The organism is Pseudoalteromonas sp. G4 (assembly GCF_028875915.1).
Lineage (GTDB): Bacteria > Pseudomonadota > Gammaproteobacteria > Enterobacterales > Alteromonadaceae > Pseudoalteromonas.
In genome coordinates, this window is the sequence record NZ_JAPEHW010000013.1 from 14,532 (window position 1) to 28,024 (window position 13,493).

Below are 13,493 nucleotides of genomic sequence, written 5' to 3' on the forward strand. Positions count from 1 at the left end.
TCCTTACTTACCCACTTTCAAAATGGCTAGGAAGGCGTCTTGAGGTACTTCAACATTACCGAGTTGTTTCATACGCTTTTTACCTTCTTTTTGTTTTTGTAATAGCTTTTTCTTACGTGATACGTCACCACCGTAACACTTCGCGATTACGTTTTTACGAAGCTGTTTTACAGTTGTTCGAGCAATTACGTGACCACCAATAGTTGCTTGAATCGCAATATCGAACATCTGACGTGGGATCAGCTCTTTTAATGCTTCTGCTAATTGACGGCCACGCGACTGAGAAGCATCGCGGTGACAAATAATTGCCAGTGCATCAACGCGGTCACCATTGATAAGAATATCAACGCGCACCATGTCGGCCGGTTGGAAATGCTTGAAGTTGTAATCAAGTGACGCAAAACCACGGCTGGTTGATTTCAACTTATCGAAGAAGTCCATTACCACTTCACCCATAGGCAATTCGTAAGTCACTGCTACTTGGTTACCGTGATAAGCCATTTTGGTTTGCACGCCACGTTTTTCAATACACAAGGTAATTACGTTACCAAGGTATTCTTGTGGTACAAGGATGTTTGCTTCAACAATTGGCTCACGAATCTCATCAATATTACCAACCGGTGGTAATGCAGACGGGTTATCGATATGAATTACATTGCCGCCCTTTTCAACAATCTCATACACTACCGTTGGTGCAGTAGTGATTAGATCCATGTCGTATTCACGTTCTAGACGCTCTTGAATAATTTCCATGTGAAGCATACCCAAGAAGCCACAACGGAAACCAAAACCAAGTGCTGTTGAGTTTTCTGGCTCATAGAATAACGAAGCATCGTTCAAACTTAGTTTAGAAAGCGCATCACGGAAATTCTCATAATCATCCGAAGAGATTGGGTACATACCCGCATAAACTTGCGGTTTCACCTTTTTAAATCCTGGTAGTGGCCCTTCAGCTGGCTCGCGCTGTAGGGTAATGGTATCGCCTACAGGTGCACCATGGATCTCTTTGATACCTGCAATAACAAAGCCTACTTCACCTGTTTTCAAAATACCGGTGTCAGTTTGTTTTGGTGTAAAAATACCCACTTTATCAACAATATGAACCTGACCATTTGACATAATCTGGATTTTGTCGCCTTTTTTCAGCTCGCCGTGTTTAATACGTACCAGTGATACAACACCCTGGTATGGGTCAAACCATGAATCGATAATAAGTGCTTGTAATGGCTTTTCTGGTTCACCTTCTGGCGGTGGAATATTTTTAACAATGTCTTCTAAAACCGCGTCAATACCGATACCTGTTTTTGCACTACACTGAGTTGCACCAGTAGCATCAATACCTACGATATCTTCAATTTCTTCTGCAACGCGGTCAGGATCTGCTTGCGGTAAGTCAATTTTATTAAGGATTGGTAAAACTTCTAAATCCATTTCAATCGCGGTGTAACAGTTAGCAACTGTTTGTGCTTCCACACCTTGACCAGCATCAACTACTAACAGTGCACCCTCACACGCAGCTAACGAACGTGATACTTCATAGGTAAAGTCAACGTGTCCTGGTGTGTCGATAAAGTTTAGTTGGTATGTTTCGCCGTCGTTTGCAGTATAGTTTAGCGTAACACTTTGCGCTTTAATTGTAATACCACGCTCACGCTCAAGGTCCATTGAATCCAGTACCTGCTGTTGCATTTCGCGATCAGATAAACCACCACAGACTTGGATTAAACGATCCGATAAAGTCGATTTACCGTGATCAATGTGGGCAATAATAGAAAAGTTACGAATGTGCTTCATATGTTGGATTCAATACTTCTAAATAAATAGGGTTCAAAATCAAAACGCCGATTTTACCCTTAATTTGGGTTAATCACCATTAATTTGCGTGATTGGTAAGCTAATTGGGTGGATTTTTTTTATTTTTATACGATTTTTTAACCCTTTTTGCTTTGCTTTTGCTAATAAAAAACCAACATATCCGCCAAATATAGCAAACAAAACTTGCCAAAGTTCAGTCAACACAAATACGTTTGCAGCCACAATTGTAAATATCAGAGCAAGTAACAATGGCATCATATAGGTCAAAAGCGACATTTTAATGACATGAGAGTCATCTAAGGCTAAATCTACTTTTTGACCAATTTCTAATGGTGTTTCACTTTCAATGGTCAACTCCGAACGTTTATTAGCAAATAGTTTGGCAAATGTAAGAGAGCCACATTTACCATCACATCCGCTGCATGCTTGTGGCTTTGGAAGTGCAAAAGTGACCAAAGTATTGTCTACTTTGGCCACGGTAAAGGTTTTTTCGATCATGCTATTGGGCGCGTTGGACTGATTCTGCCACTAGTTTAGCAGTCATTGGCGGCAGTTGGCCAATTACAGAGACTTCGTAACCTGCTGCTTGATGAATAAATACCGTTGTTGCGCCAGCTGAAAGCGCTTTACTGCGGCTATTGCTGGCAAGAGGTCTTTGAATAAATACTGACACTTCAATCAAGCCATCACTGTAAAGATAGTAATCTGCTAACTCACCATTTAAGTTTAACGTTTGACGCTCTGATTTAATCAGTGCAAAACCTGCTGGCATCGCTTCAATCTGCCAAGTTTCAATGCTGTTATCGTCTGATGCCGCAGCTACAGGTGATGGTAAATTTTGTTGGCTCATTTCGATAAGTTCAACACTTGGCTGTTCACTGAAACTGACATTGGTCATTTGCAGCTGTTCTACAATTTCGCCTGTTGCTGAAACATATGCTGTTTTCAACGGTAGTTTTGAATGGCCATCTAACCAAAGCCAGTAGTTAAATTTACTTTGATCTTTCGATTCTATTCTTACCAATTGAGCGACACGACCTGAGATACGCGATTTACCACCCAAGGCAAAATGATAATGAGGCTCTAAGTCAGTAATGTTATTAAAAATAATGCTTGGAATAGGCCCTGCAAGAGATGAACTGTACAACGAGTAAGGGGTATTTTGTGGTTCAAAATAAGTGACAACATTATCAATACGTAACATTTCTACTCCGGCACCGTCGAGCAGGCTTAAATGCTCTAACTCTTTACCATTGTAGTTAGCATGTCGCCATGCATATGGTTCAATATTATTGCGCCCTTTAACCACTACAAATGAGGCGGTGAAGTTACTTTTTTTGACCGTTTCGGCCATATCTAATAATAGCTGCTTGGCTTCATTAGGTTCAGAAGCAAAGCTTGGCAACGCAACTACAAGCCAAGCTAAGACAACGAATATTCGCATCGACTAGTTGTTCTCCGGATCGTCTTCTTTTGCTTTTTCAGCTTGTGCAATACGTGATTGACGTTGATGCTCCATAAGAAGTGCACCTAAGCGCTTTTCTTCCAACTCTTTTAGCCCTTTTTGCGCGATGCTCCATAAGAAGTGCACCTAAGCGCTTTTCTTCCAACTCTTTTAGCCCTTTTTGCGCTGTTTCAAGCGCTGGCTCTGTAGAGTAACTCACTGGTGTTGCTGTACCACCGAAAGGCATAGTTTCTAGATTTTGTAATTGTGGTGTAGGGTTCATAATATCAGCATCTTGCTGAGGCATCGTCTGAACACCAATAACCGCAACAGCCGCTACACTGGCAGCAATTGCTAATTGGGCGAATGGCTTCTTCCAATTTGATAGCACAGTGGCACTTGAATTATTTACCGCGGCAATATCTTCAGCGATAGGAGCTTGGCTGTATGTTTCTTCTTGTTCTAGTGCCAACGCGACTTGATCTGCGATATCGATTTGAATTAGTGCTTTGCCTTCGCCGCGCATAACATCACCAATCAGTGAATAACGCGATGCAGCGTGCTCTAATTCGTCCCCCAAATGTCGGCTTTCAAAACTGTGTTCATCATCAAACACTGCCGAAATTTGTTCTTTTCGTTTCTCATTCAAATTAGTCATATAAGCGACCTATGCATTATTTAATATTGGATCAAGTCGGTTGTCGATTGCCTCACGAGCACGGAAAATCCGTGATCTAACTGTTCCTACTGGACAGTCCATTATCATGGCAATGTCTTCGTAACTTAACCCCTCTAATTCGCGTAATGTAATGGCTGTTTTAAGATCATCCGGTAAACCATCAATTGTCTTAAAAATTACCTGCTTTATTTCATCACTTAGTAATAAGTTCTCAGGTGTAGAGTTACTTCTAAGTGCATCAGCACCATCATAAAACTCTGCATCGTCTGCATCTACATCATTCGCAGGGGGACGACGACCTTGAGAAACCAAATGATTTTTAGCACAGTTAACGGCAATACGGTAAAGCCATGTGTAAAAAGCACTGTCACCTCTAAAACCGGGCAACGCTCTATATGCTTTAATAAACGCTTCTTGTGCAATATCAGCAACATCTCCATGGTTAGAGACATAACGTCCAATTAAGTTCGCAACTTTGTTCTGATATTTTTTAACTAACACATTAAACGCGTTTTTATCACCTTGCTGAACTTTTCTTACTAGCGCTAAATCCAAATCCTGCTCGCTCATTCGAGCCGGTACTCCTCTTATTTATTATCTTTCTCTAGTTCCCGAGAATAAATTCACTATTTAGGACTCTAGGGTTTTGAAAAAGTTCGATACATTTTGTAAAAAACTTAATTAACTGACTTTAACACCTTTTCTAAAGCAAAATTAGCACAAAATTAACTTAACGCTATAAATCGCGGCCTTTTCACCATTTCCTGCATACTATGTACGACTTTAGTCTTTTTATCATTGTCGTAATTGGTGTTAATATTGCGCCCATAACTCAATAGCATTGTAAAGTGATACTTGTATGACAAATACGCCACAATTAACAACTGATGTTGTTATCGTAGGTAGTGGTGCAGCAGGCTTAACCCTAGCGCTGACTCTCGCTAACCATTGCCACGTCACTGTATTAAGCAAAGGGCCATTAACCGAAGGTTCTACTATGTATGCCCAAGGTGGCATCGCTGCTGTATTTGATAAAGAAGATAGTATTGAATCTCATGTTGAAGATACACTTGCTGCTGGCGGTGGTTTGTGTGACCGTGATGCGGTTCACTACACTGCTAGCAATGCAAAAACCTGTATGAAGTGGTTGATCGAACAAGGTGTGCCATTTGATATGGACAAAAGTGCACTAGGTAAAGAACGTTACCACTTAACGCGTGAGGGTGGGCACAGCCACCGCCGCATTTTACACGCCGCCGATGCAACAGGAAAAGCAGTTCAAACCACCCTTATCGATCGTGTTAAACAGCACAAAAATATTCAATTACTTGAAAGATATAACGCTATCGATTTAATTACGGATGAAAAACTAGGTCACTCGGGTAAGCGCTGCCATGGCTTATATGTGTGGAACCGTGCAACTGAACAAGTTGAAATTATAAATGCGCGTTTTATTTCGCTCGCAACAGGTGGTGCAAGTAAAGTGTATCTTTACACATCTAACCCTGATGTCTCAAGTGGTGATGGTATCGCTATGGCCTGGCGTGCAGGTTGTCGTGTTGCCAATATGGAGTTTAATCAATTCCATCCAACCAGCTTATATCACCCAGAGTTACAAAACTTTCTAATTACAGAAGCAATGCGCGGCGAAGGGGCATATTTAAAACGCCCTGATGGCTCACGTTTTATGCCTGACTTTGATGAACGCGCTGAACTTGCTCCGCGTGATGTGGTTGCCCGTGCAATCGATTATGAAATGAAGCGCCTTGGTGCAAACTGTGTTTACCTCGATATCAGCCATAAAGATAAAAACTTTATTATCGACCATTTCCCTACCATTTATGCAAAATGTTTGAGCGTAGGGTTAGATATTACCAAAGAACCTATACCTGTGGTGCCAGCAGCACATTATACCTGTGGTGGTGTCATGACTGATTTTAATGGTAAAACCGACTTAGATAATTTATATGCAATTGGTGAAGTTGCCTACACAGGTCTTCACGGTGCAAACCGCATGGCGAGTAACTCTTTACTCGAATGCATTGTGTTTGCACAAGCTGCAGCCAAAGATATTATTGCTCAATTAGCGCAATCTCACACCCCTGAAACATTACCTAATTGGGATGAAAGCCGAGTAACAAATTCTGATGAAGAAATTGTAATTACTCATAATTGGCATGAACTTCGTTTGTTTATGTGGGATTACGTTGGTATTGTTCGCACTACAAAACGCTTGGAGCGTGCATTGCGTCGCGTTGAATTATTGCAACAAGAAATTGATGAGTATTACACTAATTTCAGAGTTAGCAATAACTTGCTGGAATTACGTAACCTAGTACAAGTATCTGAGCTGATTATTCGCAGTGCACTTGAGCGAAAAGAAAGCCGTGGGCTGCATTACACGCTTGATTACCCAGAGCCAAAAGCAAATCCAAAACCGACCGTTTTACATAAACACTAATCGGGTCACTGCTTTTGATAAACGGCTCTTAAGAGCCGTTTTCTGTCTCTTTTTGAAAGTGAACTTAGCATAATAAACTGGTTTCTGTTACTTGGTTTATGTTTAAACTTTAGCAACACAAACCAAGTGGTAACGATACTAAATGGGCTTATTTCACCAATCAGTTTACCGCTCGATTCACTTAACACTGCGCGCTTTTCATCAAGCAATAAATAGCTATCACTTACCAACATATTATTGAGCTTGTAAAAGAAATAATAACTAAGAAAGAGTAAAAAAGTTGTAACACATATAACCGCAAAGAGACTTTCTGCAGGCAACAGTGCAATGGTAAAAATAGGAAGGTTAATGCCGATATAAACACTCGGCATTATTTTTGATTCGCCAACGTATATTCTATACTCGGACACGATTTAAAATAGTATTAACCATGTAATTTAATTCAGCGTCTTTGCACTCTTCATGACCCATAAACCATGCAAACAGATCGGGGTCGTCAGCTGTCAGTAAACGCTGAAAAATCGCTTTATCCTTGTCACTTAACGCATCAAAGGCTTCATCAACAAATGGTCTCAGTAAAACATCCAGTTCCAACATACCACGGCGACATGCCCAACGTAATTTAGCCTTACTATCTAAATTGCTCATTTCATACCTCGTTAATTAGCGCTAGCTAATAGTAGCAAAAGCTAAGCATGCAATCATCAGGAATCTAAGTTAAAATCAATGCATTAATTTATAGTGATATGTCAATTATGGTAATAGCAAATCGTATAGCTGAAAAAATTGTTGTAATAAGTGGTCAAGACAGAAAATCTTATCTCCATGGTCAAGTAACACAGGACCTTAATTTACTTAATGAAAGTACGTTTTTATGGTCAGGTCATTGTAATGCCAAAGGCAAACTATGGTCAGTACATAAGCTTATCGCAAGCGACGAAAGCTACTTATTACTTGCAAGTGAGAGTGAAGCCAATCAAAGCTTTAGTGAACTTAAAAAATACGGCGTATTTTCAAAAGCTGAATTTGAGCTAAGTGAGCCATTACACACTATTGGCCTTATCGCACAAAGCACCAGTGAAATTGAGTCACTACTATCTATTTCATTTGGCGAAAATAATTTAGTCAGCTTTGACTTAGGCTATGCACTACAATTAGCAAACGGCCTTGTTGAGCTTGTTATTGCTGAAGACAAACTTGCAACACTTGAAACTAAAATCACTATCGAAGCCCATGAAAATGATTGGCTTGCAGCCACAATTAAAGCAGGTTTACCACGTTTAAGCGCAGAGACGTTAGACGAATTTGTACCACAAATGGTAAATCTTCAAGCAATTGGAGGCATTAGCTTTAATAAAGGCTGTTACACCGGGCAAGAAACAGTGGCTCGCATGAAGTACCTAGGTAAAAACAAACGTGCCATGTTCAGCTTATTTGCTAAAGACCAAACAATTGAAAGTGCCAGTGAAGTTGAAATCCAACTGGGTGAAAACTGGCGAAGAGCCGGTAAAATCACCAATATTGCGGTAACCGCAGAAGGCACTTTTGTGCAGGCAGTGTTACCAAACGATACAACTGAGCAAGCTCAGTTACGAATAAAAGATCTCGAAGAGTCTCACCTTTGCGTGATATCTCTTCCATATACACTTGAAGATTAGGTTAGATATGAAAATTGCACAGCAAAAAGTGGTAAAACTACATTATTCAGTAATGGATAAAGACAACAATGCAATCGACAGCTCATTTGATAACGAGCCGCTTGAATTTATTGTTGGCTCAGGTTTTTTAATTCCAGGCCTAGAAACTGCGCTAATTGATAAGCAAGCTGGCGATACATTTACTGTAGAAGTATCTGCAAAGGATGGTTACGGTGAGCGTCATGATGGCCTGATGCAAGCAGTGCCAAGATCAATGTTTGAAGGCATGGACATCGAAGTAGGTATGCAATTTCGCGCAACCACTGATGAAGGCGAGCAAACAGTTGTAATCATCGACATTCAAGACGAAGATGTGGTTGTCGATGGTAACCATCCTTTATCAGGTATTGATTTAACATTTGATGTTGAAGTACTTGAAGTACGTGATGCAACTGAAGAAGAATTGGCACATGGCCATGTTCATGGTGAAGGCGGCTGTGGTTCACACCATGATCACGTTCATGACGAAAATGGCGGCTGCTGCTAATAAAGCAGTAAGACCAATAAAAAATAGCGCTATTGAGCGCTATTTTTTTTGTTTATCTAAAGCAGCAATTAAACCCGCTTGATCGTTCGTTCCAAGACGTATTTTAGTATCATCTTGTAGTACTAATTCTACCGCTTTAAAACCGTGAGCAGAATAAACAAAACCATCATGACTAATGCGAAGCCCTATGCCATGACGCCAAGAATTTGTAACAGCCTGATACGAAACAATGTTTGATAGTGGCAAAGTTTGACCAAACCAGCCAAAAGCAAAGCCCCATTTAATCGTATTATCTTTCACTGTTACTGTCATGCCATGAAATAACAAAGCAACTAACAGCACAAACCCTGCAAATAATAGTAAGCCCATAATTGGCCCAACTAAATAAACGGCTAATAAGGTGAATGAGAAAATCCACGACATTAAAAATAAAATAGCCCAAGCCATTTGCTTATGTGAATACATTAAGATGGTTCCTAATTAATTGAAGCTAAAAACAAAAGTAGCACTTGTTTCAGCATCATAATTTCGCTTACCTGCTTCTGGCAGCGTGTTGTAACGATAAAGATAAGAAAACTTTAAACTCAGCGCACCACTGATTTGACTAACCAATGATGTTTCGGACTTAATACGCGAATTTAAACCACTTAAAGAATGTTCGGCACTAATATCTTGGTTAAAACGAGTACGCTTACTGACAATGCGCTCCCATTGCAGCGCTAGTCTTAACAAATAACCTAAATTAGATTCTTTCGATTCGGTTACTTGGTAATTCATACCTGGCCCAATATCCAAATCAATACTGTCTTTTTTGGTTTCTAAAAATCGCCAACCATAACCGGTTGCAAAACTCGCCTGTTTTTCAATACCGCTAAATCTATCAAATTCGTAGTCACCATATAAAAATAGTGAGGTATTCTTATCTTCAAGTAAGTAATTGCTTTGCAATGAAGAGAAATAGCGCGCTGCAGACAGCCCTTTGCCGTCTTCATTTTCTTTTTTAACTAAGGAGTCAAACTTCAGCTGATTTCGCCAGTTATTTAGGTCCTGCATTAGGTTGGTTTTTAGTTTTGCACTGGATGTATTTGTGTTTCCAGTGGTAACAATAAAACCCAACTCTAAATCACCAAACAACAAGCGACCTTTGTTTTCTTTGTATCTGTCATCAACAGGTGTTTCACCATAAATGGCAAAATCTTCGAACGGATCGGCTGCCATTACCTCAAAACAAAAACACATACACAAAAAAACTAACCAGCGCATTACAAACTACTTCAAACCTCTATTCGTAAATGAAACCCTAGCTTAACTAAACCAATTCAAAAAATCCGCGCAAAAAGTGTAATTTTGCTAACAAATTTTTAAAAACTTACCGAGTGACTGAATTATTTCCAAAGCACGTGAACAAACGGCGCAGCCTTGTCGCGACTAATCAATATTCTGGCAAATAATACATCTTGGTTTTCAAATTCCAAACCAACTAATACTTGAATATAAAGCTCTGGTTCAATTTCAAATTCAGTAAATTCTTGCCAAGATTCGTCCGGTTCACTTTCTTCAATAAAACCAAGATCCTCTCGATACTTGTTGAATTCAACAATATCTTGCTCAGAAAGGTTATCAGGTGCAAGTTCTAAAAACACCTCATAAGCGTGGTTGGTGGCTTCTTCAATAGTCCACAAATGATCTTCTTGCGTCATAATTATGCTCAAAAATTTTTTCTAATTATATCAAAACAAAAAAGGCAAAGAAGTCCCTCTTTGCCTTATATTTTGTGATTTTAACTAGCGCACTACTCGCTTGCGAGCTTGGCCTTTACTTTTTCACGCATTGTTTGAATTAGCGCGTAGAAAATCGGAATAAGCAGCGTACCGAAAATCGTTGCAGCCAACATACCCGCAAGTACAGTTAAACCTAAGCTAACTCGGCTACCGGCACCTGCACCAGTTGCAAATACCAAGGGTAAAACACCCAGCACAAACGAGAACGCCGTCATGAGTACTGCTCTAAAACGCAGCCTTGCTGCATTAAGCGCAGAATCAAATATGCTATGCCCTGCTGCTCGTTGTTCCATCGCAAATTCAACAATCAAAATTGCCGTTTTGGTGGAGAGACCAATCAGCAATATTAAACCCACTTGGGCATAAATATTGTTAGCCATACCAACAGCATAAAGTGCAGCCATCGCACCAAAAATCGCCAATGGTACTGCTGCGATTACCGAGAACGGAATCGTCCAACTTTCATATTGTGCCACTAAGAATAAGTAAACAAAGATAATCGCTAAACCGAATAGTAACGGTGCTAAGTTACCAGCTTGGATTTCTTGTTTAGTTTGTCCAGCCCAATCGTAGATATAACCTGTTGGTAACTGAGCTGAAAGCTCTTGCATTACTTTAATCGCCTCACCACTTGAGTAACCAGGTGCAGGTTGACCTGTAATACTCGCACTACGATATAGATTAAAATGGTTAATACTGGTTGGGCCTAAAATTGGCTCAAGGCTGGCAAGCGTAGTTAATGGTACCATTTCACCATTGCTGGCACGCACATAGTAATTATTCAAATCAGACGGATCTTTACGATATTCCGTTTCCGCTTGAATAACCACCTGATAAGTACGCCCAAACTGGTTAAAGTCATTAATATATAACGAGCCTAATTGCGCTTGTAACGTAACAAACACATCACTTAGCGCAACACCTTGCGCCTTTGCTTTATCACGGTCAATTTCTAAAAAGTACTGCGGTACATTGGCACGGAAAGTACTAAATACACGGCTTAATTCTGGGCGTTGGTTTGCTTCATAAATTAAACCATTCATTACCTGCGCCAGTTCATTTGGGTCGCGACCTTCGCTATCAAGTAATCTAAATTCAAAACCTGAACTCGTACCTAACCCTGGAATTGGCGGTGGGTTAAAGACAAAAATTTGCGCATCAGGCATCGCAAATAACTGCCCCATTAAACGCGGAATAATTTGCCTTAAACCAAGTTCTGGTGCTGTACGCTCTTCCCAGTCTTTTAAGATAATAATACCTAAACCATTATTTGAACCTGGGCCACCTAACAGCGAACTACCCGACACCGAAATAAAATCAGTGACTGCTGGGTCAGCCAAAATAACTTCATTGATTTTCGCCATTACTTCAGCGGTACGACCACTTGCCGCCGCATCCGGCAATTGCACATCAACAAATAAATAACCTTGGTCTTCAGCAGGAACGAAAGCTGTAGGAACCGATTTTGTTAGCCAACCTGTGGCTGCAAAAAGCAATACAGTTACAACCCCCACTCGCGCAGAACGTTTTAATAACCAATTTACGCTAGAAGAATATTTTTTCGTTGATGATTCAATACCACGTTCAACAGGTGCAAGCCATTTCACTGGCTTCATTGCTTTTTCACTTAGTAGCAATGTACATAGCGCGGGGCTTAGTGTCAGTGCGTTAATCGATGAAATTAATACAGCAAAAGAAATTGTCACCGAGAACTGCTTATAAAGCTCACCTGTAATGCCCGGCATAAAACCAACCGGTACAAATACCGCTAAAAGAACTAAAGTGGTCGCCACAATTGGTCCTGACACTTGTTCCATTGCTTTGGTTACCGCCTCTTTAATAGGCAGTTTCTCTTCTTTTAAAATACGCTCAACGTTCTCAATAACAACAATCGCATCATCAACCACGATACCAATTGCCAGTACAAGGCCAAATAATGTGATGGTGTTAATTGAGTAACCCATCAACATCATAAAGGCAAACGTACCTACCAAAGATACTGGAATAGCCACAGAAGGAATAAGCGTTGCACGCCAGTTTTGTAAAAACAAGAACACCACTAAAATTACCAAGGCAACCGCTTGGTAAAGGGTAATTACTACTTCATCAATTGAACGGTTAATAAACTCGGTAGTGTCGTAAGGAATACTGTAATGAAGGCCATCTGGGAAACGTTCCGCAAGAATTTCCATCTCTTTTTTAACATTTGCCGCCACTTCAGTCGCGTTTGCATCAGGTAATTGGTAGATAACTAAAAACGCGGTATCGTCACCGTTTAATTTAGCAGTAAAGCCATAAATTTTAGAACCTAGCTCAATACGACCAATATCTGATAAACGAACAAAATTGCCTTCATTAGTGGCACGAATAATCGTATCACCAAATTCATCCGGTGTTTTTAAACGTCCGCGCGCTTGAATCGAGTATTCAAATTGCTGATTTTTGGGAGCAGGGCTTGCACCTAATTTACCCGCGGCAACAATTAAGTTTTGCTCTTTTAGTGCATTTTGCACATCCGATACAGCCACCCCAAGCGACGCCATTTTATTTGGGTTTAGCCAAATACGCATTGAGTAAGTTTTTTCACCCATCACTTCTGCATTGGCAACACCTGGAATACGACCTAGCGGCTCGGTTAAGTAGTTGGTTGCATAGTTACTTAAGAAAATATCGTCGAGGTTTTCTTGTGAACTATAAAGTGTTACACCCAAGAGCATATTGCTTGACTGTTTTCGTACCACAACGCCTTGACGCTTAACTTCTTCAGGTAACCCAGCCTCAGCTAATGCTACGCGGTTTTGTACGTTAACCTGCGCCATATCATCGTCAGTACCAACTTTAAAGTACACAGTGATCGTGGCTGTACCATTATTGGCCGCTGTAGATTCGATGTAGAGCATATCTTCCACACCATTGATTTGCTCTTCAATGGGCCGGATCACCGACTCCTCTACAACTTGTGCACTTGCACCAGGATAAACTGCCGTTACCTGAATTTGCGGTGGCGTGATCTCTGGGTACATGTTTACAGGTAGCAGGTATAACGAAATTAAACCCGCAAGCGTTATAACAATCGAAATAACCAGCGCAAATTTAGGCCGATTAATAAACGTTTTACTAATCATTTAT

General features: G+C 40.4%; 14 protein-coding genes. 3 read left to right on the plus strand and 11 right to left on the minus strand.

The window, feature by feature from the left end:
* Window positions 1–3 precede the first annotated feature (3 nt).
* The 5 genes from lepA to rpoE form a co-directional block, all read right to left on the minus strand.
* On the minus strand, window positions 4–1,794 hold the full coding sequence (gene lepA, locus ON073_RS06475) for a translation elongation factor 4 (RefSeq protein WP_274761054.1): 1,791 nt from the start codon (window positions 1,792–1,794) through the stop codon (window positions 4–6).
* 69 nt (window positions 1,795–1,863) lie between these two features.
* Window positions 1,864–2,313 (minus strand): SoxR reducing system RseC family protein, encoded by a 450-nt coding sequence (locus ON073_RS06480; RefSeq protein ID WP_274761055.1) that lies wholly within the window; start codon window positions 2,311–2,313, stop codon window positions 1,864–1,866.
* A 1-nt stretch (window position 2,314) separates the two neighbouring features.
* Entirely contained in the window at window positions 2,315–3,259 is a 945-nt protein-coding gene (locus tag ON073_RS06485; protein ID WP_274761056.1) for a MucB/RseB C-terminal domain-containing protein, read from the minus strand.
* A gap of 37 nt (window positions 3,260–3,296) precedes the next feature.
* A complete protein-coding gene (locus tag ON073_RS06490; RefSeq protein ID WP_274761057.1) occupies window positions 3,297–3,917 on the minus strand; it encodes a sigma-E factor negative regulatory protein in 621 nt (206 codons plus the stop codon).
* 9 nt (window positions 3,918–3,926) lie between these two features.
* Complete coding sequence (gene rpoE, locus ON073_RS06495) at window positions 3,927–4,508, minus strand: RNA polymerase sigma factor RpoE (RefSeq protein ID WP_274761058.1); 582 nt, start codon at window positions 4,506–4,508, stop codon at window positions 3,927–3,929.
* Between the two features lie 289 nt (window positions 4,509–4,797).
* On the opposite strand from rpoE, the gene nadB reads away from it, so the two are divergent.
* Window positions 4,798–6,399, plus strand: coding sequence for an L-aspartate oxidase (nadB, locus tag ON073_RS06500; RefSeq protein ID WP_274761059.1), 1,602 nt, complete (start codon window positions 4,798–4,800; stop codon window positions 6,397–6,399).
* Between the two features lie 5 nt (window positions 6,400–6,404).
* Here nadB and ON073_RS06505 read toward each other — a convergent pair whose 3' ends face one another.
* Entirely contained in the window at window positions 6,405–6,770 is a 366-nt protein-coding gene (locus tag ON073_RS06505; protein WP_274761060.1) for a hypothetical protein, read from the minus strand.
* Window positions 6,771–6,795: 25 nt separating this feature from the next.
* Window positions 6,796–7,047, minus strand: a complete 252-nt coding sequence (locus ON073_RS06510; RefSeq protein WP_274761061.1) for an FAD assembly factor SdhE — start codon at window positions 7,045–7,047, stop codon at window positions 6,796–6,798.
* Window positions 7,048–7,154: 107 nt separating this feature from the next.
* On the opposite strand from ON073_RS06510, the gene ygfZ reads away from it, so the two are divergent.
* Complete coding sequence (gene ygfZ, locus ON073_RS06515) at window positions 7,155–8,057, plus strand: tRNA-modifying protein YgfZ (protein ID WP_274761062.1); 903 nt, start codon at window positions 7,155–7,157, stop codon at window positions 8,055–8,057.
* A gap of 7 nt (window positions 8,058–8,064) precedes the next feature.
* Window positions 8,065–8,583, plus strand: coding sequence for an FKBP-type peptidyl-prolyl cis-trans isomerase (locus ON073_RS06520; RefSeq protein WP_274761063.1), 519 nt, complete (start codon window positions 8,065–8,067; stop codon window positions 8,581–8,583).
* 39 nt (window positions 8,584–8,622) lie between these two features.
* On the opposite strand, the gene ON073_RS06525 is transcribed toward ON073_RS06520, so the two are convergent.
* The 4 genes from ON073_RS06525 to ON073_RS06540 form a co-directional block, all read right to left on the minus strand.
* The gene (locus tag ON073_RS06525; RefSeq protein ID WP_274761064.1) at window positions 8,623–9,048 is read right to left on the minus strand and encodes a hypothetical protein; all 426 of its coding nucleotides are present in this window, start codon (window positions 9,046–9,048) and stop codon (window positions 8,623–8,625) included.
* A 15-nt stretch (window positions 9,049–9,063) separates the two neighbouring features.
* Window positions 9,064–9,846, minus strand: coding sequence for a DUF481 domain-containing protein (locus ON073_RS06530; protein ID WP_274761065.1), 783 nt, complete (start codon window positions 9,844–9,846; stop codon window positions 9,064–9,066).
* Between the two features lie 122 nt (window positions 9,847–9,968).
* Window positions 9,969–10,283, minus strand: coding sequence for an HI1450 family dsDNA-mimic protein (locus tag ON073_RS06535; protein WP_274761066.1), 315 nt, complete (start codon window positions 10,281–10,283; stop codon window positions 9,969–9,971).
* A gap of 92 nt (window positions 10,284–10,375) precedes the next feature.
* Complete coding sequence (locus ON073_RS06540) at window positions 10,376–13,489, minus strand: efflux RND transporter permease subunit (RefSeq protein WP_274761067.1); 3,114 nt, start codon at window positions 13,487–13,489, stop codon at window positions 10,376–10,378.
* Window positions 13,490–13,493: the final 4 nt, after the last annotated feature.